Below are 26362 nucleotides of genomic sequence, written 5' to 3' on the forward strand. Positions count from 1 at the left end.
TTTATTTTATATCGTATTTGATTAAAATACGTTGAAGCTTTGAACGGATGACTCTATACAACAAACACGAAAAGAACACATTTGAAAAACAATAAGAAACTGTATAAGGTATGGCTGTGACTAGCAAAGCTAGATATCTCTGCCATGAAAAATAACGATCAATGGAAAATACTGTCCAAGTATCCATGAAAAAAGAAAAGAACATACCAGCTAAAATGCCATAAATAGCTAAAAACCAGTAACTTTTCTCTAGAGTTTTTCTAATCCACGGAAGACCCGCAATAAATCCAATCATCCCCCATGAAAACATTTGAAACGGCGTCCATGGTCCTTGACCAAATAGCATATTTGACGTAATTGCTGACAAAGAACCTACTAAAAATCCTACTTCAGCACCCAAACAAATTCCGCAAATGATAATAATTGCTGCCATCGGATTGATTGCGGGAATCATATAAAATAAGAACCTACCTAACACAGCAATCGACGTCAATACAGCAATTAAAACCAATTCTTTCACATTTAGTTGCTTTTTCTCATAGCGATAATAAATCGGAATGCAGGCGCTTATGACCAACAACATTGAAATAATCTGATATTGGCTGCCTTGAAATAAAGCAATTCCCAAAATAATTAGAATCATTACAACCAGCATTTTGAGTAATACACTTTTATTCATTGGCAGCTCCTTTTGCTTCAATACATGCAGTAATTACTTGATCTGTTGTAACCAAATCTGAAAATGTTTCACGAGAGATTCTGCTAGCTGCTGTTGTATAAAAAGTTTGGCGACTAAAAAAATCATTGGGCGTCCCTGTGGTTAATAAATCGTTTTGAAAAAATAATCCACAACGATCAGACAATTCTGCAGCAAATTCTAAATCATGGGTCACTACTAAAATGGACTTTCCTTGTTGTGATACTGTTTTTAGTAATCTAATCAACTCTTTTTTTCCGTAGTTATCGATTCCTTTAGTTGGTTCGTCTAATAATAATATTTTAGGATCAGTCAAAAGTAATTTCCCAAGTGCAGCACGCTGACACTCCCCTCCACTTAAATCAAGAGGATGTTGTGTTAGGATTTCTTTTAGATCAAACATAGTGGTGATTCTCTCGATTTGTTTCTGCTGTTCCTGTCCATCAAGATTTTTATTGAGCAAATAATTTTTGTAATCATCTATCACCGAATCTCTAATAAACATCATTTGAGGTTCCTGAGGTAAGTAGCCGACAGCCTGTTGATTTTTTTTAATCGGCTGATTGAACAGTGTGATGTTGCCACGGTAACATCTGTGAATGCCAGCAATCACTTTTAACAAAGTCGTTTTCCCAGTTCCATTGCCTCCAACCAAAGAAAAAATTTCTCCTTCGTACAAATCGAAATCTACACCAGCTAAAATATCTCGGCTATTTTTTTCATATCGAAACCAACAATTTTTCAATTGAATACTTGTATTTTGAGTATTTTTTTCTTTTATTGTTTCACTTTGTTTCTCTATAATTTTAGGAAAATGTTCCGCTAAGTAACGCTTACCCTCAATAACGGTAATTGGTGTTTCCCCACTTCCTCCACTTTTAAGATAAATTTGCACTGCACTAGGCAAACTTGAAATAAATCGAGATAGATCAAGCTTGTTGCTTTTGATTTCATTAGCAATATTATTAGGTTTCTCTGCAAAGATTAATTGACCTTTATCTAAAAGAACCACCTTACTTGCCAATGAAAAAACTGATTCTAAGCTATGTTCTGCTAATATTATTGTCAAACCCATTTCTCGATGTAGTCTTACTAAAATATCTACAAAGTTCTGGGAAGCAATCGGATCAAGCTGTGTTGTTGGCTCATCTAAAATCAAAATATCTGGTCTCATCACCAAAATAGAAGCTAAATTCAACAATTGCTTTTGACCGCCAGATAAATCCTTTGTTTGAGCTTCAACTAAATTTTGTATTCCTAAAAAATTGACCATTTCAGCGATTCGATTTTTTATTTCAGAAGGCGTAACACCCATATTCTCCAGTCCAAAAGCTAGTTCATGCCAGCCGCTGTCAGTCACAATTTGATTTTCTGGATTTTGCATAACATAACCAATCTTACTAGCAGAAAAAGCATCTGGAATAGTAGAGATATTTTCTTTATTTAAATAGATATCCCCAGTTCGTATCCCAGTGGGCGTCAGTTGAGGTTTTAACATTTTTAACAGTGATGACTTCCCGCTTCCAGAAGCACCGCAAATCAAAATAAAGTCTCCCTTGTTTATAGAGAGGGATACATTATCCAAAACCGTTTTTTCACTGCCGGCATAACGAAAACTTAAATCTTTGATTTCAAGATAGTCCAAAAAATTCCCTCCCATATTCGCTTAAACATTGGTAAAAACGCTAAAATAACAATCAGAAAATAGCTTACCCAGTGTTGTTCTATTAGTAAAAAAATATCGTCCTGATAAGGATAATAATTAAATTGATAGTTGCCATTCATTATATAAAACAAAAACAAACAACCGGAACTGATAATTGCTAATAATGATAACGTATCCCTTTTGCTCCATTGATAGTTGATTCTACTGCTTCTAACACCAACCCCATACCCTCTTGCTTTCATTGAATCTGCTGTATCCATAGCATTTTCAAGAGACCAGGAAAATAAATTTCCAAATAGATCTAAACCATAAGAAGCTTTTTCCTTCAAGCTTCGCGTTTGCGTTTGCTGAAGTTTTCTTTGGATGTTATTCAGCTCTTTATAATACTGCTGAAATAATGGAATAAATCGAAAAATCATAACTAAAATCAATGTTGCTTTAGGAAATCGTTGTCCGAAAATATAAAAGAACTTTTCGCTATCAACTGAAGACTGAAAATTTTGAAACAAATAAATAACAGCTGCAATCATCATCCCCATAAAAAATCCATAAACAAAAGCTTCTAACGTAATTGGTTTATTTAGAAAGAAAAATAAAATCGTACCACCTCGATGAACGAATAAAGGATTAGTTAGGGCGATTGCTACTAAAAAAATCAATGGATAAATAATTGAAGTCTTCTGCTTTCCTTCCAAATCAATCAAGCGCAACATTAAGCTTCCAAAAAAGAAACAAGTAATAACCACTGGATTTGTTGTACACATAACAAGTATGAGCATTATTAAATAATAACAGGAAATCACAAGTGGATGTCTTTGCTTAAACAAGTACTTATTCATCTCACGCTTCCTTCCTCTGCTAATTACTAGATGTATATTACTGTAAACAATAAAAAAACAGCCATAACTTTTGCCAAAGCACGCTGCATGTAAAAACATTATTTTTTATGTCATAAAGATTCATATAACTTTAAACAACACAACAATTATATAAATTTATCTAACTAAAGTCAACATCTCCAAACTAGTAGATCCGTTAAAACATCGGCTCTTACATCTTTTTCCCAAAACCATCTGATTTTTCGCTATAATGGAAAGAGTTATTTAAGATAAAAAAGAAGGTGCATCTATGAAAACTGAACGACTGCTTGCGATTATTATGATCCTACTAGATAAAAAACAAATCAGTGCTTCTCAATTAGCTGAAATGTTAGAAGTTTCTGTTCGAACCATTTATCGAGATATAAATTCCTTAAGCGAAGCTGGTGTACCAGTAACTTCTTTTCCCGGCGTAAATGGCGGCATACAAATCATGGACAACTACAAAATAGATAAACACTTTTTTACTTCTTCGGACATTACATCTTTGCTAATAGCCCTAGAAAGTTTAGCTAATAATGTGTCTCCAATACAATTAAACCAAACGTTTGAAAAAATAAAAACACTAGTTCCAACAGAATTTTTAGAAGAAATTGAATTCAAAACCAATCAAATCGTAATCGACTTAACGCCTTGGACAAGTAATCATACCCTGCAGCCTTTTTTAGAAATCGTCAAAACAGCAATGGATCAGCATCGGTTGCTTTGCTTCAATTATGAAGATAACCAAGGTCAAAAAACGAGCCGAATCGTTGAACCTTATCGACTTGTATTAAAAGAAATCAGTTGGTATCTTCAAGCGTTTTGTAGAGAAAAAAATGATTTTCGAACGTTTAAGATTTCTAGAATGTTTGGACTAAAATTACTTTCAGAAAAATTTGAACCTCGAGAATTTAAACCAAAACCATTAGGAAAAGAACCTTTTTATGGCAAGCATTTTACAATGACTACTTTAAAAGTCACTCATAAAATCAAAGAACAACTGATAGATAAGTTCGGACAATTAAGCTTTTCTCCATCCTCAGATTCCGAAAAATCCATTGTGGAATTTCCCTTTATGGAAGATGACTTCGGTTACAATTTACTTTTAGGATTTGGCAATCAGTGTGAGTGTTTAGAGCCGCAACATGTTAGAACTGAACTAAAACACCGTATTGAAAATCTACTTAAATTATATCAAGAATAATAAAAAAGCATCTAAAGTTGTATAGAACTTAGTACAACTTTAGATGCTTAATCATGTTATTTCTTTTTCTTACCGCCAAAAGCATCTTTCATTTTATCGAAGAAACCTTCTTCTTGCTGTTCACTCACGGTTTGACCGCCAGCTTTAGCAAACGAGCGCAAAGCTTCTTTTTGCTCGTCATTCAAGTTTTTCGGTGTAATGATTTTAACTTTCACGTGTTGGTCACCATTAGCTCCGCCGCGTAAACGAGGTGCACCTTTTCCTCTTAGACGGAAGTTTGTCTCTGTTTGAGTTCCAGCAGGGATCTTCAATTTAACATCGCCATGAACAGTTGGTACTTTCACTTCATCACCTAAGGCTGCTTGAACAAAGCTTAATGGCAAGTCATAATAAATTTCTGAACCTTCGCGATCGAAAATATTACTATGCTCTACGCTAAATACAACATATAAATCACCATATGGTCCGCCATTTGATCCAGCTTCTCCTTGATTAGCCAAACGCATTTGTTGTCCATCTTCAACTCCGGCAGGAACGTTGATTTTCACTTTATGCGCTTTTTTCTCATGACCTGTTCCATGACAAGTTGGACAAGGTTCTTTGATTTCTTTCCCAGTTCCATGACAAACATCACAGGTTTGACGGCTCATGACACGTCCAAGTGGTGTTTGACGTTCAACATTGATTGAACCAGATCCGTGACACTTATGACATGTTTCAGGATGAGTACCTGGTTTAGCACCATTTCCTCCACACGTTTCGCAATTATCTTCGCGATTATACTTGATCTCTTTTTCTACACCGAAAATTGCTTCTTCAAACTTAAGGTTGACTGTATATTGTAAATCAGCCCCTTGTCTTGGAGCAGTCGGGTCAACACTTCGAGATCCGCCGCCAAAGAATGAATCAAAAATATCTTCAAAACCGCCAAAACCACCGCTTGAAAAACCACCGCCGCCAAAGCCACCGAAACCACCAGCTCCGCCGCCATAGTTTGGATCGGTGCCAGCATGACCATACTGATCGTAAGCTGCTTTTTTCTGAGGATCGCTCAATACTTCATATGCTTCAGACACTTCTTTGAATTTTTCTTCTGCATCTGATTCTTTATTGATATCTGGGTGAAATTGTTTTGAAAGCTTACGGTAAGCTTTTTTTATCTCATCATCTGAAGCTCCTTTTGCTAAACCCAGGACTTCATAATAATCTCTTTTCGTAGCCATTAGTTCCCCTCCAACTATTATTCCATTTATTCTAAAAAAGGATCGACGCCAATTTATTTATATAAAAACATCGTTGTAATCATACCACAAATTAAGTAAAAGAAAAACAGCTGCACTTAATTTAGCATTCAAATGCTTCTACAAATAAAGATAGGCAAAGACCAAAGCGATGACTTTGGTCTTTGCCAGCTTGTTAACGATCAATGACTATTTATCGTCGCCTTCAACTTCTTCAAAGTCAGCATCTACAACATCATCTGCTCCACCTTGTGCAGCTTCTGGATTTTCTTGTGCTTGTTGTTGCGCTGCTTGTTCATAAAGTTTTACTGTTAAGTTTTGAACGATTTCGTTTAATGAATCACGTTTTTCTTTCATTTGTTCAATATCATTCGCTTCAACAGCTGCTTTTAATTCATCACGAGCATCTTCTGCTTTTTTCACTTCGTCTGCGTCTACTTTGCCTTCTAGTTCTTTCAATGTTTTATCAACAGTGAATAACAAAGCATCAACGTCATTACGTAAGTCAACTTCTTCTTTACGCGCTTTATCTGCTTCAGCATTGGACTCAGCGTCTTTTACCATGCGTTCGATTTCATCGTCTGATAAACCTGAAGAAGATTTGATTGTAATTGTTTGCTCTTTTTGTGTTCCTAAATCTTTCGCACGAACGTTTACAATACCGTTTTTATCAATATCAAAACTTACTTCGATTTGAGGCACACCACGAGGAGCTGCTGGAATATCTGTTAATTGGAAACGACCTAATGTTTTGTTATCTGCTGACATTGGACGTTCACCTTGTAATACGTGAATATCTACTGCTGGTTGATTATCAGCCGCTGTAGAGAAGACTTGTGATTTACTTGTTGGGATCGTTGTATTGCGATCGATCAATTTAGTAAACACACCGCCCATTGTTTCGATACCTAATGATAATGGTGTAACGTCTAGTAATACGACATCCTTAACATCACCAGTGATAACGCCGCCTTGAATCGCAGCACCCATTGCTACTACTTCATCAGGGTTAACTGATTTGTTTGGTTCTTTGTTTGTTTCTTTACGAACAGCTTCAACTACAGCTGGAATACGTGTAGATCCACCAACTAAAATAACTTCATCGATTTCAGATGGGTTCAAACCAGCATCTTTCAATGCTTGGCGTACAGGAATTTTAGTACGTTCTACTAAGTCACTAGTTAATTCATCAAATTTCGCACGAGTTAAGTTCATTTCTAAGTGTAATGGACCAGCGTCTCCTGCTGTGATAAACGGTAAGCTGATTTGTGTTGAAGTTACACCTGATAAATCTTTTTTCGCTTTTTCAGCAGCATCTTTCAAACGTTGAACAGCCATTTTATCTTGAGATAAGTCAACACCGTTTTCTTTTTTGAATTCTGCTACCATGTGATCGATGATTTTATTATCAAAGTCATCTCCACCCAGTTCGTTGTCTCCGGCAGTTGATAATACATCAAATACGCCATCGCCTAATTCAAGGATTGATACGTCAAATGTACCACCACCAAGGTCAAATACTAACACTTTTTCGTCTTTGTCTGTTTTATCTAAACCATATGCTAATGCTGCAGCAGTTGGTTCGTTAACGATACGTTCTACTTCTAAACCAGCAATTTTACCAGCGTCTTTTGTTGCTTGACGTTGCGCATCGTTGAAGTATGCTGGAACTGTGATAACAGCTTTATCAACTTTTTCACCTAGGTATTCTTCAGCAAAACCTTTTAAATATTGTAAGATCATTGCAGAAATTTCTTGTGGTGTGTAAGATTTGCCGTCTGCTTCTACTTTGTAGCCCGCTTCACCCATATGACGTTTGATTGATGAAATTGTGTGTGGATTCGTTACTGCTTGACGTTTTGCAACTTCACCGACTTGTATTTCACCATTTTTGAATGATACTACTGAAGGTGTTGTACGGTTACCTTCTGGGTTTGCAATGATTTTTGCTTCTCCGCCTTCTAATACTGCAACTGCAGAGTTTGTTGTTCCTAAGTCAATACCAATAATTTTACTCATAATTAATGATCTCCTATCTACTTTTTAATTTTAATTTTTTCAATTTATATGATGCAAACATTTCTGTGTGTTGCTTATTGAGCAACGATAACCATGCTTGCTCTTAAAACGCGGTCATGTAATTTATAGCCTTTTTGTAAGACTTCAACGATTGTATCAGCAGGTGTTTCTTCATTCGCTGGAATCGTTTGAACTGCTTGATGTAAATTAGGATCGAAAGCCTCACCCATTGTTGGGATTTCTTCGATACCTTCTTCTTTCAAAGCCGCTTGTAAACCTTCAAGAACCATTGAGATTCCTTTTTTCAAGCTTGCGCCTTGTTCGTCGTCAACTTCAATTGCCATCGCACGTTCTAGATTATCGATTGAAGGTAATAATTTTTTACCTAAGTCTTGCGAACGGTATCTAACAAGAAGTTCACGTTCATTTTTAAAACGATTGCTCATGTTGGCAATCTCAGCTCGCGCTCTTAGAAATTTATCTTCCATTTCTGATAGCTCAGCTTGAGAATTTTCTAATTCTGTCATTTCAGCTTCTGTTTCAGAAACTCCTGAATCATCAATTGCTTCCATGTGTTCTTCTTGTAATTCTTCGTTTGTTTCTTCTTTCTTACTCACTCTGGCAACTTCCCTTCTCATTTCCGTAGAATTAATTAGAATTCTATATTTTAACTTTTTACTTATTCATCAAGGTACCGATAATAAGCTCCAAGTTTTGTAGCTAATTCGCGGCGGAAAACATCCACTAAACCAAACATTTTTGAATACGGCATACTCGTAGGTCCTAATAAAGCAATGGTTCCTTTTCCATGACCGACTACTTCGTATGTTGCTGTAATCATGCTCATATTATCAAGTAAATCGTTCCCAATTTCTGAACCGATTCGAATGGCGATTTGAGTATCTGTTCTTTCATCTGTAGTTAACAAATGTGTAATTGCATCTGTATTCTGCATAAAGGAGTATACAGATTTTAATTGATTGATGTCATTTTCTACACCAAAGTCTAATAAGTTCATTCGACCACTGACAAAAACTTTCTCTTCAAAAGCATGTCCCAACATTGCATCGAATAAATTCATCATGCCATCTGGCGTTTGAAAATAACGATGTAAAATCATCGGAATTTCTGTTCGTAAGCGATGATAAACAGTCAACAATGGTTGTCCGACAAGTTTATCATTGATAATCTGCGTCATTTTCTCCAAGTCTTGGCTTGTAACTGACGCTGGAATTGCAAATACTTGGCTTTCTACATTGCCTTTATCAGTAACAATAATCGCTATGATCTGGCGTTCGTTTAATGGAACGATTCGAAAACCTGTCAATCTTCGTTCTTTCACTTCTGGACCTAATGAAAAAGCAGTATAACTCGTCAAATCAGAAAGAATTTCAGCCGATTGTTCGATAATATCGTTGATTTCATGAAACTCTTTACCTAATGAATGACGGATTGTTTCCAACTCATCATGTTCAATTTCAGCAGGACTCAATAAATGATCTACATAGTAACGATAGCCATCCATTGAAGGAATTCTACCAGAAGACGAATGTGTCTTTAGGAGTAATCCATGCTCTTCTAAGGCTTTCATATCATTACGAATCGTTGCAGAACTTGATTGAATTCCGTCTTCCATCAATTTCTTTGATCCGACAGGAGTTCCTGTGTTTGTGTATTCTTGGATGATAAGTCGCAAAATATTCTTTTGTCTTTCAGTTATCATAGTTACCACCCTTCATTAGCACTCATGTCGTTCAAGTGCTAATACAATTATTAATATATCAAGTTCTTTCCTAATTGTCAAGAGAAAAACAAACTTTTTTAGCACTCTTTATTATCGAGTGCTAAAAACAGAAAAAGAACTGAACTAAAGGCGTTTAGCCCTAGTTCAGTTCTAGAAATTCAAAGTAAAAAACCTATTTCGATCTGGATTCTTTATCAATAAGGAACGCTTCAAATACATCATTCCCGACAAATAATCCCTTTTCAGAAAGTTGGATATAATCGCCATTTTCTAGCAACAAGCCTTTTTGAACCAAATCTGGAATTGTTTCTTTATACACTTCATCCAATGGAATCCCAAACTTCTCATTAAATCGTTGCTTCGAAACACCGTTCTTTTTTCGCAAACCTAAAAATAATTCTTCTTCCATTTGATTGTTCAATGTCAAAATCTCTGTCTCAACAGTCGGTAATTGGTTTTCTCTTAGCGGTTTTAAATAATGTTGGATTGGGCCATGATTTCGGTAACGAGTATGGCCTAAGTAACCACTTGCTCCCGCGCCAAATCCGTAATAATGTTCATTATTCCAATAGACTAAATTATGTTTACTTTCTTGCCCTTTTAAGGCAAAATTACTCACTTCATATTGATGACGACCAGCTTTTTCCATTGCTGTAATTGTTTCTTCAAACATTTGCGCTTCCACATCTTGATCCGGCAACTGTATACGACCTTGCCGAACCCAATTCATAAACATTGTTTTATTTTCTAAAATCAATGAATACAAAGAGTAGTGAGGCAAGTCAAGTTCAATCGCTCGTGTTAATGTATCACGGAAACTTTCTATTGTTTGTCCAGGCAATGCATAGATCAAATCGATACTTACATTCATAAAATCTTCTTTTTCCAAAAATTTCATTGTATCGTAAACATCTTCTGCTGTGTGCTTACGTCCGATTTTTTTCAATAGCTGATTATCAAAAGTCTGCACACCCATTGATAAGCGATTTACACCATATTCCTTCATTACATGTAACTTCTCTTGAGTTAAGTCGCCAGGATTTGCTTCTACTGTAAATTCATTTTTAGCATCAAATGGTAGTAACTCTCGTACACCTTTCAATAAAACTGCTAATTGCTTGGCTGATAATGAAGTTGGTGTTCCACCGCCAATATAGATAGTTTCAGTATCTTTGCTTGGATACTGTTCTTTTGTTAAGCGTATTTCTGTCAAAAGACTTTGAATATATTCATCAACCGGCTGGCCTTCTAAAAAGACTTTATTGAAGTCGCAATAATAACAAATATGTTCACAAAACGGGATATGAATATAAGCTGAAGTCATATCAGCCCTCACTTTCTGAAAAATAGGCTGCTGTGTCTACTTCATCTTGTTTTAACTGAATAATTAAATTATCCGCACCATCAAATTTCACTTGATCGCGTAGATAATGATTCCAGCGAACTGTTACTTGCTCGCCGTAGATATCTTGATGGAAATCTAAAATGTAAACTTCTACAGTCAATTCTCGACCATCACCAAACGTATCATTATGTCCAATTGACCCCATGCCAACATACCATTTGTTTCCAACTTGGATTTTTACAGCGTAAACACCAATTCTAGGCAGACGAACTGTACTTTTCACTTTGATATTAGCCGTAGGAAAACCTAATAAACGTCCTCTGGCATCTCCATGAACTACGGTTCCATCAATTTCGTATACATAGCCTAACAGCTCAGTAACTTCTTCCATTTTCCCTTGCTCCATTAGCCCGCGAATCCGTGTTGAACTGATTTTTTCACCATCCAATTCTTCTTTATTCACAGTAACAATCTCAAAACGATCTTTGGCATATTCTGGTAAATGAGCAACATCTGCAATCTCTTTAGGTCCATAAGTATAATCGAAACCTGAAACAGCAGCAACCGCACGAAGGCCAACAATATATTGATCTACAAATTCTTGCGGCGCTAAATGAGCAAAAGCTGAAGTAAATTCGATCACATATAAAATATCTACGCCTTGCTTTTGCATTAACCGTTCTTTTTGTTCTAAGCTATTTAAATATTTCATATTCTCCGGTAATACCTTTTGGAACACGATTGATGGATGCTGATTAAAGGTCATCACGGCTAATTTCACGCCTTTTTCTTCAGCTAATTTCTTACCTGTTTCAATTACTGTTTGATGTCCGCGATGAACACCATCAAAAAAGCCTAGTACCATAACAACATCATCTGTTGGAATTTGTTCTAAATTATAGGGATGTCTAATTGGAATAACTTGCATGATAAAACTTCTTTCTATTAATTATTTCTTAGCACTTTGCTAGGTTTTAATACATTAGGTTTGGTTGGATGCGCCATATATAGACTAACAACTTGATTTTTATAAAACAAGGCTAACAAATCATCAGGCATTTCTTTTAATCCAAGTTCGGCAGGAGTTAAACGAACACCATTTTTCACTTTTTGGTAAAGTCCATCTGTTAGATCAACTCGTTGAAATTGTTCAATAGCCCTTTCAATTGGCAATAAGGTTTCATCAATAGCGTTATTCGCCATTATTTCTGCGACTTGTTCTAACGTCAAACATTGTTCAGCAATTAAACCACCACTTGCTGTGCGCGTTAAATCAGACATATGAGCAGGCACACCTAGAGCTATTCCTGTGTCTACAGATAAGGTTCTAACATAGGTCCCTTTCCCACACTCCACTTTAAAACGCCAACTTTGCGTTCCTTTTTCTGCATCAAATACAGGCTCACTCGTCCTTTGAAAAGAATAGATCATCGCTTTTCTAACTGGCCGTTCAACTTCTTCGCCATTTCTAGCGTATTCATATAATCGTTTTCCATTAACTTTAACTGCTGAAAACATCGGCGGAATTTGCGTGATTTCCCCTGTCATCTTCTTCATAGCTGCATCAATTTCTTCTGTTGAAAAAGGTTGAGAGAGCTTTACCTTCTCAACAATTTCTCCACTTGCATCTTCTGTTGTCGTAGAAAAACCTAGTGTGATTTCTCCTTCGTATGTTTTGCCAGAATCAACCATGTATTCAATTACTTTCGTTCCTTTACCGATACAAATAGGTAAAACCCCAGATACGTCTGGATCTAATGTACCACCGTGACCAATTTTTTTTGTATGTAAAATTTTCCTTAGTTTAAAAACACAGTCATGACTTGTCATGCCAGCTTCTTTCCATAAAGGTAAAATACCGTCCATTGTTTTCCTCCGTTTACATTACTAACTTGTTTATTATAGCATAGAAGGGTAAAAAAAATGAAAAAATGAAGTAGTTCAATTTATTTATCTTTCGAACAGACTTAGTCAAATGTAAACAATTACTGTTAATCTTCACTAAGCTATTAAATGTGTTTCATTAACTATTTTAGGAGTTGATTAATTTCCTTTCTAACTTAAAAAGACCATTCACATTCCTATTGGAACAGGAAAAGCTCGTGCCATTGGCGCATTTATCGCTAATATGGTTTCCGTTGAATGCGTTATTTTTTGATTGATTCGTTCGCCGCTTATCAATAGTTGGTCCAATTTTTCACAGGCATTTTATCCGATAGTTTAAACTTTATAATATTGGCTTAATACTTTAAAAAAGTAAAAAAAGCTTAGAGCAAATCCTCTCTAAGCTTTAAACAATTAATTTAATTCTTCCGATTCTCTTGCCTTCACAGTAAAAAAATCAATAAATGTTCTTCGGAAAATGTTACTATTTTTATGCAGAATGCCCCACAATTACGTCTCCTACATAGCCAAATCCAACTCGAGACATACCAGGATTCAATTCCCAATCTCTATGACCTGTACCAGACGGAGATGACATATTCGTCTCATTATACCAAGCCATAATTACAGAATTTCCTGGAGCAAACATGAAAGCAATCACTTCATCTCCTCTATTCCAATGATCTGATGGCACTTGGAAATCTTGCATGATTGAAGCTCTGCTAGTTGCTGCAGCGGCAAGTCCTGGATCCCAACTTACTGGATTCAATCCATGAGCCGCACGTAAAGCATTTAATGCTTGAAATGTTGCATCACCAGAAGTAACTGGCGGCGTTACTGGATTACCAGGATTTTCAGATGGTTTAGTGATTTCTTGATTATTTGAATTGTTATCATTGACAGTCTCTTGAGATTCATTTGAATTAGATTCTTTAGTGCTATCGGTTGTAGTCGTCGTTTTTTCGTTTTGAGCAGATTGTTTCTCTGATTCTTTAGATGTAGCAGCTTTTTCTACTTCTTTCTTTTTTGCTTCATTTGCAAGCTGAGCTTTTAGTGCTTCTTGTTGTTGTTTTAATAGTGAATTTTTTGAATTTTCAGCACCAGATGTATCGGCGTCTATCCCAGCTTTTAAAATATTCAAATCCGCTTGTTTATCAACAAGATTTTCTTTTTCTTTTTCAAGTTGACTAGTTGCCTTTTCAATGGCATCTAAATTACTTTCAATATTAGATTTTTTACTTTCAACAAGTGATTTGTCTTCTTTTTGTTGTTGAACTAAATCATTATTTGCTGTCAAAATTGAAGAAATCGCTTGAACACGACCTACTGCATCTGAAATAGATTCTGAATTTAAAATAATATCAAGAATTTGAGTTCCTTGCCCATTTACTTGGACATTTCTTCCTTGTTTTTGAATTGCTTCTGTACGTTTATTGATTCGTACATCTAAAGCAACGATGTCTTTTTTTAGTTGTTCAGATTGTTTGCTTAAATCTGTTTTTTGTTTATTTAAATTAATTCCTTCATTGTAAATCGAAGATATTTCCTCTTCCAACGTAGTAATCTGTGCAGTTACCTCTTTTTGTTTCGATTTTAATGCTGAAATTTCTTTATCTTGTTGTTCTATTTTTTTATCAGTTGTTTCGGCCAATGAGCTGATTGGTGCTATTGTCCCCGTAACTGTAACCAAGCAAGCTATTACTAATGATAATTTTATTTTCTTCACAATTAAACCTCCAATTTTTTGTGGTTGTTTTAATAAGTCTTGTATCTTATAATCATATCACAAAATTTGTTTATTTGATTGATAAAAGTGTTACAATTTCTTTCAATATAGTTACAAAAATACTTTTTTGCCAAAAGTTACTTATGAAACCACAGAATTCTTTCGAAAATGATGAAAAAAAGCCAAACAGGAAGCATCCCATTTGGCTTTTTTCTATATTTGGTTTTTAGTTCGAGTTTAGTCACTTTAATATTCTTTAAAGTTTCGACAAACGATTTGTCATAAAGTCAAACTATTCTCCTTGATTCAACTTACGAATTAAGTCATCAATATGATTGCCATATTGAACAGATTCATCTTTTTCAAAAATCAATTCCGGCGTTTTATATAGTGTCAAATGCTGGCCTAATTCTTTACGAATCAATCCTTTTGCTTTATCTAATCCTTGTTGTGCTTTTTGTTGATCAGAAGCTAGATCAGATAACAAACTGTAATAAATCGTCGCTTGCTGCAGATCACCAGTTACTCGAACATCGGTAATCGTAATGTCTTGCACACGTGGGTCTCTTACACGTTTTCTCAATATATCATTGATTTCACGCATAATTTCTTGACCTACTCGGCGGTCACGATAATTTGCCATACTGTTTCTCCTTCTTTCTTATTTTTATTTGTTATTATTGTTTGATTTCTTCCATAACAAAACCTTCGATTACATCATCAACTTTAAGATCGTTGAAGTTTTCAACCATCGCACCACATTCAAAGCCAAGTTTAACTTCTTTAGCATCGTCTTTGAAACGTTTCAAACTAGATAATTTGCCTTCAAAGATAACGATTCCGTCACGGATTACACGAACGCCGCTATCACGACGGATAGAACCTTCTGTTACGTAACAACCAGCAATCGTTCCAACTTTAGACACTTTATAAAGTTCGCGAACAGTCATTTGACCAGTAATTTTTTCCTCAAATTCAGGATCAAGCATACCTTTCATTGCTGTTTCGATTTCTTCGATTGCTTTGTAGATGATACGGTGTAAACGGATATCTACTTCTTCTTGATCTGCTTGTTGTTTTGCTTGTGGTGTTGGACGAACGTTAAATCCAATGATGATCGCATTACTTGCTGCGGCAAGTGTAACATCACTTTCATTAATTGCACCAACAGCCGAGTGAACGATTTTCACACGAACACCAGCAACTTCGATTTTTTGTAAGCTAGCAGCAAGAGCTTCAGCCGTACCTTGTACATCTGCTTTGATAATCACGTTAACATCTTTCAATTCGCCTTCTTTTAAGCTTTCAAACAAGTTGTCTAATGTTACACGATTATTTGATGAACGTTGTTCAAGCTGTGCACGTTTGCCACGTTCTTCACCAGCTTGACGCGCTGTTTTTTCATCTTCAAAGACTACAAAACGATCGCCCGCTTGCGGTACATCATTCAAACCAGTGATTTCAACTGGTGTTGCTGGACCTACAGCTTTATCACGGCGGCCAATGTCATTCGTCATTACACGAACACGTCCAAAGGTATTTCCGACAACGATTGGGTCACCAACTTTTAGAGAACCTTGTTGAACAAGTAACGTTGCAACTGGACCTTTTCCTTTATCTAAACGAGCTTCGATTACTGTACCGATAGCGCGCTGTGTTGGGTCAGCTTTCAAGTCTTCCACTTCTGCAATTAAAAGAATATTTTCTAATAATTCATCGATGTTTTGGTTGAATTTCGCTGAAATATTTACGAAGATCGTATCTCCGCCCCATTCTTCTGGAATCAAACCATGTTCACTTAATTCTTGTTTCACGTGGTCAGGGTTTGCACCTGGTTTATCTACTTTGTTAACTGCAACAATAATTGGCACTTCAGCCGCTTTAGCATGGTTGATTGCTTCAATTGTTTGAGGCATTACACCATCGTCTGCTGCAACTACTAAAATCGTAATATCAGTAATACCAGCTCCACGAGCACGCATACTTGTAAAGGCCGCATGTCCTGGTGTATCTAAGAAAGTAATTGGTTTACCATCGATATCAATTTGATATGCACCGATATGTTGAGTAATACCGCCAGCTTCTCCTGAAGTTACTCGTGAATTACGTAAAGTATCAAGCAATGTTGTTTTACCATGGTCAACGTGACCCATAATTGTTACAACTGGAGGACGGGTAACAAGATTTTCTTCAACTAATGCTTCTGGCTCGAAGAATTTATCGATATCCGCTACATCTACTTGAATTTTTTCTTGCGCTTCCATACCATAGTCAACTGCTAATAGTTCAATCGTTTCTTTATCTAGAGATTGGTTTTGGTTAACCATAACACCCATCATAAAGAGTTTTTTGATGATTTCTGCCGGCTCACGGTGAATTTTCTTCGCGATGTCTGCTACGTTCATGCCTTCTGTATATTCTAATACGTCTGGTAATTCACGGAACTTACGTGCTGGAACTGCTGGTTTTGTTGATTCTTGGTATTTGCCTTTTTTGCCTTTTTTATTGAATCTATTGCGGTTTTGGTTATTGTAGCCATTACGGTTACGGTTTTGTCCACCGCCGCCAAAACTATTATTACGATTTTGGTTACCTTGTGTATTGTTACTACCTTGTCCTTGTTGCGGACGGTTTTGTTGTCCAGCTTGTGCTGGGCGATTTTGAGTTGTGTTTTGAGTGTTGCTTTGTGTATTGCGGTTTTGGCTCGTGTTATTTTGATTGTTACGGTTTTGATTCGTTTGTTGTCCAGCTTGTGCGGGACGATTTTGGTTATTTTGTTGAGGACGATTTTGCTGTCCCTGATTTGGGCGATTTTGAGTCATATTTTGGCTGCTTCCTTGCATGTTTCGATTTTGGTTGTTACGGTTTTGATTGTTTTGTTGTCCAGTTTGTACAGGACGATTTTGATTTTGATTGTTTTGTTGTGGACGATTTTGTCCTGTTTGTTGCGGTTTATGTTGATTTTGGTTTGGTCTATTTCCATTTTGGTTAGCTGGTTTTGGATTTGCTGGTTTTGTTTGCGCTTGACCACTTTGTGCTGCTTGTGGTTTAGCTACGGGTTTTTGTTGTGATTGAGCTGGTTTGTTTCCTCCGAACGCTTGACGAAGTTTTGATTCGTCATCAGAAGAAATAGCGCCCATGTGATTTTTCACATCCATACCTAAAGTATGTGCTTTCTCCACAACATCTTTACTCGATTGATTGATTTCTTTTGCTAATTCATAAATTCTTTTTTTCCCCATGCAATCACCTTCCTAACCTTTGATTAGTTCCTTGAACTTGGTCGCAAAACCTTGGTCATTAATGCCGATTACCATACGTGTTCTGCCAATCGCTTGACTTATCTCCGAATGAAGAAACGACTCATTGCAAGGAACTTTGTAATAAGAACATTTGTCCTTTATTTTCTTTCTTGTATTATCACTAGCATCTGCGGCAACAAAAACAAATTTTGCTTTATTGCTACGGATATCACCGATTGTTAATTCTTCACCAGTTACTAGCTTTCCAGCTCTCATAGCCAAACCTAATAAATTCAGTATTTTCTCTTTATTCATTGCCAAACAACTCTTTACGTGCTTTTTGATGTTCAACATAATCTAATAATTCTTGGTAAAACGCATCCGTCAATTTCGTTTCCAACACACGATCTAAGATATGTTTATCCCACGCTTCTTGAACTTCTTTAGGTTCAAGGGAAACATAGGCACCCCGGCCTGGCATTTTCCCTGTTGGGTCAATAGCAACTTCGCCTTCTTTAGAACGAGTGATTCGAACTAATTCTTTTTTCGGTTTCATTTCACCTGAAACAACAGATTTACGCATCGGGACTTTTCTTTTTTTCATGTGATTCCCTCCAAATCGTTAGACTTGTTCTTCGTTTTCTGCTACTTTTTCTTCAAACTCTATGTTTTCGTAATCATCAGCAGTCATGTCAGATTCTACAATAACATCATCATGAACTTCTTCTGGAGAAGCTTCTTGATGATCTGCTTGTTGTGCATAGTATTCTTCCATTTCAGATTCTGGTTTGATATCGATTTTAAAACCAGTCAATTTTGCTGCTAAACGAGCATTTTGACCTCTTTTACCAATAGCCAGTGATAACTGATAATCTGGAACAACGACTGTGCAGGCTTTGCTGTTATTTGGATCAAAAATAACGTCTACTACTTGCGCCGGGTTCAGTGCATTACTGATGAAAACAGCTGGATCTTCGCTCCATTCAACGATATCCATATTTTCACCTTTTAATTCATTTACGATTGCTTGAACACGCTGTCCTTTTGGTCCAACACAAGTTCCAACAGGATCGATATTCTGGTCAGTCGAACGAACAGAAACTTTTGAACGATCCCCAGCTTCACGAGCAATGCTGACGATTTCTACTATTCCATCATATACTTCTGGAATCTCTTGTTCAAATAATCGCTTCAATAAATCTGGATGGCTGCGGCTAACAAAGACTTGCGGGCCTTTTGATGTGTTTTCAACTCTTGAAACATATACTTTGATACGATCATGAGGTTGATAAAACTCATTTGGCATTTGATCTTGTTTAGATAAAACAGCTTCGATCTTACCTAAGTTTACATAAATATAGCGACGGTCCTGTCTTTCGACAATCCCTTGCATGATGTCATTTTCATAAGCACTGAATTCGTTATAAATGATGTTTCTTTCAGCTTCACGAACACGTTGTAAGATAACTTGTTTAGCTGTTTGGGCTGCAATCCGGCCAAAATCTTTTGGCGTTACTTCAAAACGGATTTTATCGCCAATTTCGTAAGCTTTGTTAACTTCCATCGCTTCTTTCAATGATACTTCTAGTTGTGAATCAAATACTTCTTCTGTTACTTCTTTCACTGCATAAACGTGGATATTCCCTTTTTTTCCGTCAAATTCTACTTCAACGTTTTGGGCTTGTCCGTAATGTCTTTTGTATGCGGAAACTAATGCTGCTTCCAACGCATCAATCACGATCTCCTTAGAAATACCTTTTTCAGCTTCTAATGCATCCAATGCATTTAACATTTCTTTGCTCATTTTTTTATCATTTCCTCCTACTGTTTAAATGAAAGGTGAACGGTACTGATCAACCTTTAAGCGGGTCAATTCTAGCCCGTGATAGTCTTTTTACTTTTAAAATTGAATTGCTAAACGAGCTTTTGCAATGTTTTTTCGTTCAAATGTATAGTCTTTGACTCTTGTTTTAATTTTGACTGTCAAGGTCAACTGATCTTTATCAAGTGTTTTTAAAGTACCTTCAAATTGTTTCTCACCGTCAACTGCTTGATAGAGTGAAAGATGAATGTATTCTCCAACCGCTTGTTCATAGTCGCTTTCTTTCTTCAACGGACGTTCAGCTCCCGGTGAGGACACTTCTAAGAAGTACGCTTGAGGAATCGGATCAGGATCCATAGCATCAAGCTTTTCATCTAGCTGTTCACTAACAAGGGCACAGTCTAAGATATCAATGCCGCCTTCTTTATCAATAAAGACGCGGAGAAACCAGTCTCTTCCTTCCTTGACAAACTCTACTTCTACAAGTTCAAAATTTTGTTTTTCTAAGATTGGTGTGACTAACTCGGTAACAGTTTCCACAACACTACTCAAAATTTTCGCCTCCTTCGAGATTTATGTAACGACGCACTAGTAAAGAGCGGAGCAAGCTGATTAGGCTTTGAGCAACAAGGAAAAAGAACTATAGTGAGAATCGTAATGAAACGAGCGTTCTCTCTTCTTTCCTTATGTTACTCCATTAAAAAGAGTGAGCAGAAATCCGCTCACTCAAACTAGTATCATTACTTATAAAGTATTTTAACACAGATTTTCTATAAACTCAAATTTGCGTTATCATAAAAGGCATTTCACTCCAATATTCTTAACTTTTTTTGAAAGAAACATACTTCACTTTTCAGATTTTTTGTTTTACTATAGATAAGAAGATTTGAAAGGAGCGCCACTATGTCTCAAACTCAAGTAATTAAAGTAACCAAAGATACAATAAAGAAAATGTACGCTTTCTACGAAAAAAATCGTTTAAATAAAAACGTTCCTTATACCGAATTTGTTGCAAAAACAGGAAATACTACTATTACAGCCTACACTTCTGGAAAAATAGTTTTTCAAGGTCCAGATGCAGCAAAAGCAGCGTCTAAATGGGGAAATCCCCTCCAAAGCAAAGGTACTAGCAACACTTCCACTCAAAAATCAGGTTCATTACCAGCAAATTTTAGTCAACTTTCTGTTTTAGGTAGCGACGAAGTTGGTAACGGCAGTTACTTTGGGCCTGTTACTGTTTGCGCCGCTTATGTAGATAAAAGCATGGTTGCTAAATTAAAAGCGCTTGGGGTTAGAGATTCCAAAGAGTTAACGGATCCTCAAATTGTCCAGCTTTCAACCGTTATTAAAGAATTGATTCCTTATAAGCTCTTGATTGTCGAACCAGAAAAATACAACGAGATTCAGCCTAAATACAATGCAGTCCACATGAAAGTTGCCTTGCATAATCAGGCAATTCATCTATTATTGAATGAAATCTCCCCAACAAAGCCCGACGCCATATTGATCGATCAATTTACACCTGAAGGTAATTATAAAAAATATGTCAAAAGTGAAAAAAATCAAGTGAACGAAAAATTGTACTTCATTACAAAAGGCGAGCAATATCATGTAGCAGTTGCTGCGGCTTCTATCATCAGTCGAGCAGCCTTTTTAGAAGAGCTTGATAAAGAGTCACTAGAATTAGGTATGAAAGTTCCTTCTGGTGCGGGAACAGTTTCTGATAAAGTCGCTGCTAAGGTTTTAGCCAAAGGTGGCATGGAGCTATTAAGCAAATATGTAAAACTCCATTTTGCTAATACTGAAAAAGCGAAAAAAATCGCTTCAAAATAAGAAAAAATGCCTAAGACAACGATTCAGATTGTCTTAGGTGTTTTTTATTTTGCTTGTTGAATTTTTTTGTCCAACTTCACATAATCAAAAAGTAATTCACATTGAAACTAAACTTACTTAATGATAAAATAATATTACAAAATATAAGGAGTGTGTTTTATGAAAAAGAAATTATTGATAGCAATTTTTTTGGTAGCATTTGGATTGTTTTTTGAAAATAGTAACGTTCAGGCACAAGAGTCTGTTGACTCTTCTAGTTCACCTGTTACCTTTAACTTATTGAGAGGGGCTCCCGCAAAACAAGAATCAGTAGTTCAAAGTGGTCAAAAACTTCGGATTTCCATAGGTAGCTTAAGAGCAAAAGAATTTGTATCAAAATATGTAATAAAATTTAAAGCTGAATCAGAAAATAAAGAGAGCTTCTTTCTTGAAGAGTTATATGATCATGGCTATAGCTGGCAAGTTGCATCTAGAAAATTTTTCTATACTAATGCTTCTCAAACAGTACACACTAATTTATTAGACGAGACAGTGAAAGGATGGACTAGTGGAGGCCGAATTTTTGATTTATATAATTATTCAGCTCAACCATTAAAAATTACTTTCTCTGTTAATTCTTCAATCCATCCAAGAGACTTACCATGTGTGGATTACAACGATATTGATTTTGATTTATAATAAAAGAGGAGACGCTCGGTCGCCATCTCCTTTTCTTATATAATATTTGTAAACAAGAAAGCTGAATCCTTATTTATCAAGGGTTCAGCTTTTTCTTTTTAAACTCTATTCTTCTTCTTCCGCCATGAATGACGATCGCGTTTCATAGATTTGTATCTATCATCATTTAGTAACTTGTAAGAAAAAAATATTCATAGTCAATCACCGAATATCATTAACCATTTTCTTAATGGCATTCACTAAAATTCTCATTAGCGTGGGGCGCTATACATAGAATACAGACAAAAATCCCTATGCTATTCTATATTTATTTTGTAATTTTATTTTTAAAATCCCCTGTTGAAACATCTTCAGTGAAATCAACTAGCCCTGTTACTTTACTTTTGTACTCTTGATTATTATCAGACTTATTCTCCATGTCAGGTTTTATTAAGCTGTTCACTGATGCTGTATATTCATTCTCAAGAGAGTACGCCCCATTATTTTTAGTACGCTCACTATCAAATTTAATATTATTATCATTAATAGTATAGTATTCCGTGAGATAATTATTATTGTAATCTCTAAAAGAAACACTAATTACTTTTGACCGCATAAGTAAAAAACTATCTCCTTCAAATCTTTGCATTAATTCATTTTCAATATCCACGACGTACTTGTTTAAATCAAAGTCTAAATTTTCACCTTTTAAAACCCATTTGTTATCACTTTCACTTCCTAATTCGTATGAGTATAAGGTACTGTTAAATGCCATATTTTTAGTTTTATTACGAATTAAAACGGTTATTTTCAAATTCATAGAAACATCCTTTGCACTCCCTTCTTTCAGTTCCATCTGATATTTATTTATTCCGTCTTGTTCTAAAACTTTAAATAAAAAAACTGGTGCTCCTCTTTTTTGATTTAATTCTAGGTTTTGTTTAGAAATATTATTAGAAACTTCTGTCAAGCTATTAGCAGTTTTAGATATATTGTTAGCTGTTATAGAAATATATATGGTTATTACTGCTATAGCTATGCCAAATATCAACTTATTGAGAACGTCCCCAATTACAACAATATTCTTAATGACTATCTCATTCCGCTCCATAAGATCATTAAATTTATCTTTCATCTTATATTCTCCTTGTATGACACTAAAACAACCATACCAAAAGTAAGAAAAAATAGCTATATTAATTTGTTATAAGATATCTCTTTTCTTAGGACTGCCCTTCATCTATCCGCTATCATTTCAAACTGACTAGAAATAACCTAGTTTCTGTTGTCCATAATTTTTCACTATCTAAAAATCTGAATAAAAGGAATTTTCTGTGTAGATGACTGCACGTTCCTTCTCATTGATCCTAGAGAAACATTCTACATAGGGAGGGTACCCCCCAACCAGCACAAATCTGCGCTGGTTGACGGCTCACTTTTACGCTCTCATTATCGTATCTAATACAAATCTGAATAATTAACGCTATATATGTAAAAACCAGAAATCTTGTTAACTTAAGATTTCTGGTTTTTCTATTTAAATTCTGTACTATTTTTATTATCAGACCTGTTAATAAAGGTTACTTAACATCAATAATTTCCACTCGCTCGGCTAAAACCCAACCATTTAATCCGTATGAAGATGATAATACCTGATAGTGTACACCAGCATCCTTAATTTTGTCTGCCAGTTCTTGTATTGAATCATACATTATCGGCCAAGCATAATTTTTTGTTTGATCTAGCAATTCTTTATTTTCTTTAAAAAAATCTTCTATTGGCCTTTCTTCTAAATCTGAAATAATACTATATGGCATCTCTTCATAAAATTTATAGCAAAATACTTCTTGAAATACAATTTGTTTTTGCCTGTGTTCGCTTGATATATCTATTGATATTGTATTTTTTTTAAATTCTACTATAAATCTTTCTATTTCATAATCATGAATTGTATTCATCTTATATCTCTCTCCTTATGCATGCTTATTGTCTTGGCGGTATCTTATTCCAATCCCACTGATGTCTATGTGGAAACTCGTGTGTTCCATCATCTGTATGGTTATAATCTATGTCTTCCACTGCTTTTCCGTCTGGACCATAATATCTTCTTCTCTTTACAGAGCCATCTGGATTCAATAAATCAGTTGAAGAATTGGGCTCTCCAGTTGATTCTAATCTCCGCTCTCCAACTTCTAAATCTTTATGTTTTTTAGCTGGTTCACCGCTTTCTCTGCTCTTATCCAGCTCTGCCGTTTCATCCATCGCATTGATAGTAGGCGCATTATTTATTATATCCGAAATGGACTGTCCAGCTTTGAGTACCCCTGTACCTTTTTTAATTGCATCCGCTATTTTTCCAGCCTTACCTAGATTTCCTAATATACCACCCATTCCAGGAGCAAGGGGCATTTCATTTCTCATTATTTTTATTTGTTGGATTCTGTACTGATTTTCATTTAAAGAATCCTTACGTATTTCCAATTGCGCATATAGTTCTGGATATCTATCTGGGGAAACTATTTTGCCGTTTTTCATCAGATACCAATGACCTAATTCATTCTTAACGATTTCATACCCATCTAATTGACCAATTGCTTTTTTTACTCGTGCATCCTTCACTTGTTGTTTCATTTTTTCACGTTGCTTCCAACGTGTATGAATGGGTTTTGCCCACGCCATGTCTAAACGTTTCAAATCAAAAGTACCTGTTGCTGGATTCCATGCTTTAGAGTTGGCCACCTGTGCTAAACCTGTGTTGAATTCTTGCTGACTCGCTTCATAATCTGAAAAAAAACTTGCTGATTGACCATCGTAGGCATGAAACTTTTCTAATTTCTCTCGACGTTTATCAATACTTTCGCAGGCATTGATAAATCTACGTTCTAAATCTGGTCGTGGTGTTTTAGCTGTACTCATTTGGTGTTCTAAACGCTGCTTTAACTGCTCAAACTGATTGATTTCTTCTAAAATCAAGTCTTCATCTGTATCAATCCCACTTACTGTTCCTTGATATTCACTAAGAAACTTTCTATGGGCACTTTCCAGCGCTTCACCTGTCATTATAGCAGATTGACATAGCGGTGTATAAGCGACCATGAAATAATTTTTAGCTGAATCATAGGCTTTGCTAGATAGTGGCGCAGATAAAAAGAGTTGGATACTTGCTTGTAACGATGCAATTGCCTGATTTGCTTGATTGGTCAATTGAGAAGCTTGTGATGATCTCGCCTGTGCTTCACTCACATAAAATTTAAGCCCCATTTTCTTTTTCATCCGGCTTCTTCCAAAAAGCTTGTTGCTCTGCCTTTAGATTTTCTTCTTGATCAAACAACATCCGTTCGTCCTTTTTTAGCTGAACGAGTTGTTCATCAAATTCTCTCTGGGCTTTTTTAGCGAGATGAAGGCTCTCATCTCCTCTTTCTTCAAAAAAAGCTCGCTCTTCTGCTTCACAATTACCTAAGACAAAATCATAGACCGCCTGTTCTTGTTGTTGTAGCTGGAAAAATTCTTCTTGTTGCTCTTCTATGTACCGTTGCTCTTTTCTAATCTCTAACTGATCCTCTTGAAGTTGTTCCAAACGAATTCTAAACTGATAATTTTTTTGATCAAATTCTTGTTGTTTCTGAATCTCACTCATGAAAAACCTCCCGGAAGGTTAAATTTTGTTAATTGAGCAATATTCTGATCGATTCGTTCAAACTCTTTCGCAACAGAATGAATGTTATCACCAGCTGAAACAACACTGGTAGATAATGCGGCTAATCCCTGTTGGTAGTTATTGAGCGATTGTACAGCTGGAGCATTTCCTGAAACATTGGTGCTAGAAGCTGATACAGATACACTTATACTATTTAATGCGCTAGCAGACTGACTAAAAGAAGCCGAAATACCACTAGCAATACTTGAGTTACTGTTAATTGCCATCTTTTACTCCTTTTTATTCATATTATCTTTTTGATTTTATCATACCAAAAGTGATATTAACATTAATTAAAGTAATTAATTATCACCTGTCAATCATCAAAAGACATAGCTTATTTCTAACAATATTCTCAAAAATAAAAAAGCCAAGCCCTATTACCAAGGACTTAGCTCTCATTTAATTTCTATTCTTCTTCTTCCGCCATGAACGTATTGAAGACTTCTTCAATCATATCCCATTCAGCATCTGTTTCGATTTGTTGTAATTCGCCTTCTGTTCCTTCGTTGTTTTCAATGTAAGCGTAAGCTTGCAATTCAACGTCATCTTCTTCTGGAACACCAGCTGGGTATAGAAGTACGTAATTTTTACCGAATTCTTCTTGACCATCTACGGTTAAAAGAATTTCATATAGTGTTTCATTTCCTTGCTCATCAACTAAAGTGATGTGTTCGTGTCCTTCGTGATCGTGGTTATGTTCTTCTGCCATTATTTTGCTCTCC

The 26362-nt window shown here is 35.8% G+C and carries 26 protein-coding genes; 3 read left to right on the forward strand and 23 right to left on the reverse strand.

Annotation, left to right across the window (positions count from 1 at the left end; genetic code table 11):
* Position 1 precedes the first annotated feature (1 nt).
* The 3 genes from AC4BB2_RS08285 to AC4BB2_RS08295 are packed head-to-tail and all read right to left on the reverse strand — an operon-like array spanning position 2 to position 3202.
* Positions 2-679 carry an ECF transporter S component gene (locus AC4BB2_RS08285; RefSeq protein ID WP_490472472.1) on the reverse strand — a complete coding sequence of 226 codons (678 nt, stop codon included), beginning with the start codon at positions 677-679 and terminating at the stop codon, positions 2-4.
* Complete coding sequence (locus AC4BB2_RS08290) at positions 672-2342, reverse strand: ABC transporter ATP-binding protein (protein WP_490472473.1); 1671 nt, start codon at positions 2340-2342, stop codon at positions 672-674. The genes AC4BB2_RS08285 and AC4BB2_RS08290 overlap by 8 nt, the downstream gene beginning before the upstream one ends.
* A complete protein-coding gene (locus tag AC4BB2_RS08295; protein WP_490472474.1) occupies positions 2315-3202 on the reverse strand; it encodes an energy-coupling factor transporter transmembrane component T in 888 nt (295 codons plus the stop codon). Before AC4BB2_RS08295 ends, AC4BB2_RS08290 begins: the two co-directional genes overlap by 28 nt.
* Before the next feature lie 289 nt (positions 3203-3491).
* On the opposite strand from AC4BB2_RS08295, the gene AC4BB2_RS08300 reads away from it, so the two are divergent.
* Positions 3492-4427, forward strand: coding sequence for a helix-turn-helix transcriptional regulator (locus tag AC4BB2_RS08300; protein WP_490472475.1), 936 nt, complete (start codon positions 3492-3494; stop codon positions 4425-4427).
* Between the two features lie 56 nt (positions 4428-4483).
* On the opposite strand, the gene dnaJ is transcribed toward AC4BB2_RS08300, so the two are convergent.
* From dnaJ to rimP, 14 genes are all read right to left on the reverse strand, one after another.
* Positions 4484-5650, reverse strand: coding sequence for a molecular chaperone DnaJ (gene dnaJ / locus AC4BB2_RS08305; protein WP_490472476.1), 1167 nt, complete (start codon positions 5648-5650; stop codon positions 4484-4486).
* Between the two features lie 207 nt (positions 5651-5857).
* A complete protein-coding gene (gene dnaK / locus AC4BB2_RS08310) occupies positions 5858-7687 on the reverse strand; it encodes a molecular chaperone DnaK (RefSeq protein ID WP_490472477.1) in 1830 nt (609 codons plus the stop codon).
* 74 nt (positions 7688-7761) lie between these two features.
* Positions 7762-8304 (reverse strand): nucleotide exchange factor GrpE, encoded by a 543-nt coding sequence (grpE, locus tag AC4BB2_RS08315; RefSeq protein WP_490472478.1) that lies wholly within the window; start codon positions 8302-8304, stop codon positions 7762-7764.
* 62 nt (positions 8305-8366) lie between these two features.
* Positions 8367-9410: a heat-inducible transcriptional repressor HrcA gene (gene hrcA, locus AC4BB2_RS08320; RefSeq protein WP_490472479.1), complete on the reverse strand. Its 1044-nt coding sequence runs from the start codon at positions 9408-9410 to the stop codon at positions 8367-8369.
* Positions 9411-9603: 193 nt separating this feature from the next.
* Positions 9604-10755, reverse strand: a complete 1152-nt coding sequence (gene hemW / locus AC4BB2_RS08325; protein ID WP_490472480.1) for a radical SAM family heme chaperone HemW — start codon at positions 10753-10755, stop codon at positions 9604-9606.
* 1 nt (position 10756) lies between these two features.
* On the reverse strand, positions 10757-11704 hold the full coding sequence (ribF, locus tag AC4BB2_RS08330) for a riboflavin biosynthesis protein RibF (RefSeq protein WP_490472481.1): 948 nt from the start codon (positions 11702-11704) through the stop codon (positions 10757-10759).
* A gap of 17 nt (positions 11705-11721) precedes the next feature.
* Entirely contained in the window at positions 11722-12642 is a 921-nt protein-coding gene (truB, locus tag AC4BB2_RS08335; RefSeq protein ID WP_490472482.1) for a tRNA pseudouridine(55) synthase TruB, read from the reverse strand.
* 508 nt (positions 12643-13150) lie between these two features.
* The gene (locus AC4BB2_RS08340) at positions 13151-14386 is read right to left on the reverse strand and encodes a coiled-coil domain-containing protein (RefSeq protein ID WP_490472483.1); all 1236 of its coding nucleotides are present in this window, start codon (positions 14384-14386) and stop codon (positions 13151-13153) included.
* Positions 14387-14678: 292 nt separating this feature from the next.
* Positions 14679-15029: a 30S ribosome-binding factor RbfA gene (gene rbfA, locus AC4BB2_RS08345; protein WP_207696309.1), complete on the reverse strand. Its 351-nt coding sequence runs from the start codon at positions 15027-15029 to the stop codon at positions 14679-14681.
* Between the two features lie 34 nt (positions 15030-15063).
* Entirely contained in the window at positions 15064-17628 is a 2565-nt protein-coding gene (infB, locus tag AC4BB2_RS08350; protein ID WP_490472484.1) for a translation initiation factor IF-2, read from the reverse strand.
* A 12-nt stretch (positions 17629-17640) separates the two neighbouring features.
* On the reverse strand, positions 17641-17943 hold the full coding sequence (locus tag AC4BB2_RS08355) for a YlxQ-related RNA-binding protein (RefSeq protein WP_490474685.1): 303 nt from the start codon (positions 17941-17943) through the stop codon (positions 17641-17643).
* A complete protein-coding gene (gene rnpM / locus AC4BB2_RS08360) occupies positions 17936-18232 on the reverse strand; it encodes an RNase P modulator RnpM (protein WP_490472485.1) in 297 nt (98 codons plus the stop codon). Before rnpM ends, AC4BB2_RS08355 begins: the two co-directional genes overlap by 8 nt.
* Before the next feature lie 18 nt (positions 18233-18250).
* Positions 18251-19432 carry a transcription termination factor NusA gene (nusA, locus tag AC4BB2_RS08365; RefSeq protein WP_490472486.1) on the reverse strand — a complete coding sequence of 394 codons (1182 nt, stop codon included), beginning with the start codon at positions 19430-19432 and terminating at the stop codon, positions 18251-18253.
* A 96-nt stretch (positions 19433-19528) separates the two neighbouring features.
* Entirely contained in the window at positions 19529-20002 is a 474-nt protein-coding gene (rimP, locus tag AC4BB2_RS08370) for a ribosome maturation factor RimP (RefSeq protein WP_490472487.1), read from the reverse strand.
* Positions 20003-20353: 351 nt separating this feature from the next.
* On the opposite strand from rimP, the gene rnhC reads away from it, so the two are divergent.
* Together rnhC and AC4BB2_RS08380 are read left to right on the forward strand one after the other, a co-directional pair.
* On the forward strand, positions 20354-21283 hold the full coding sequence (gene rnhC, locus AC4BB2_RS08375) for a ribonuclease HIII (protein ID WP_490472488.1): 930 nt from the start codon (positions 20354-20356) through the stop codon (positions 21281-21283).
* A 159-nt stretch (positions 21284-21442) separates the two neighbouring features.
* Positions 21443-21961 carry a hypothetical protein gene (locus AC4BB2_RS08380; protein WP_490472489.1) on the forward strand — a complete coding sequence of 173 codons (519 nt, stop codon included), beginning with the start codon at positions 21443-21445 and terminating at the stop codon, positions 21959-21961.
* 307 nt (positions 21962-22268) lie between these two features.
* Here the strand turns inward: AC4BB2_RS08380 and AC4BB2_RS08385 are convergent, their stop codons facing one another.
* From AC4BB2_RS08385 to AC4BB2_RS08410, 6 genes are all read right to left on the reverse strand, one after another.
* Complete coding sequence (locus AC4BB2_RS08385; protein ID WP_490472490.1) at positions 22269-23075, reverse strand: DUF948 domain-containing protein; 807 nt, start codon at positions 23073-23075, stop codon at positions 22269-22271.
* 445 nt (positions 23076-23520) lie between these two features.
* Positions 23521-23898, reverse strand: a complete 378-nt coding sequence (locus AC4BB2_RS08390; protein ID WP_490472491.1) for a hypothetical protein — start codon at positions 23896-23898, stop codon at positions 23521-23523.
* 25 nt (positions 23899-23923) lie between these two features.
* Complete coding sequence (locus AC4BB2_RS08395; RefSeq protein WP_490472492.1) at positions 23924-25213, reverse strand: T7SS effector LXG polymorphic toxin; 1290 nt, start codon at positions 25211-25213, stop codon at positions 23924-23926.
* Positions 25191-25577 (reverse strand): hypothetical protein, encoded by a 387-nt coding sequence (locus AC4BB2_RS08400; RefSeq protein ID WP_490472493.1) that lies wholly within the window; start codon positions 25575-25577, stop codon positions 25191-25193. Before AC4BB2_RS08400 ends, AC4BB2_RS08395 begins: the two co-directional genes overlap by 23 nt.
* The gene (locus AC4BB2_RS08405; protein ID WP_490472494.1) at positions 25574-25864 is read right to left on the reverse strand and encodes a TIGR04197 family type VII secretion effector; all 291 of its coding nucleotides are present in this window, start codon (positions 25862-25864) and stop codon (positions 25574-25576) included. Before AC4BB2_RS08405 ends, AC4BB2_RS08400 begins: the two co-directional genes overlap by 4 nt.
* A gap of 182 nt (positions 25865-26046) precedes the next feature.
* Positions 26047-26349, reverse strand: coding sequence for a DUF1292 domain-containing protein (locus AC4BB2_RS08410; RefSeq protein WP_490472495.1), 303 nt, complete (start codon positions 26347-26349; stop codon positions 26047-26049).
* Positions 26350-26362: the final 13 nt, after the last annotated feature.

It is taken from the genome of Enterococcus sp. AAFC-DPL-5146, from assembly GCF_058216635.1.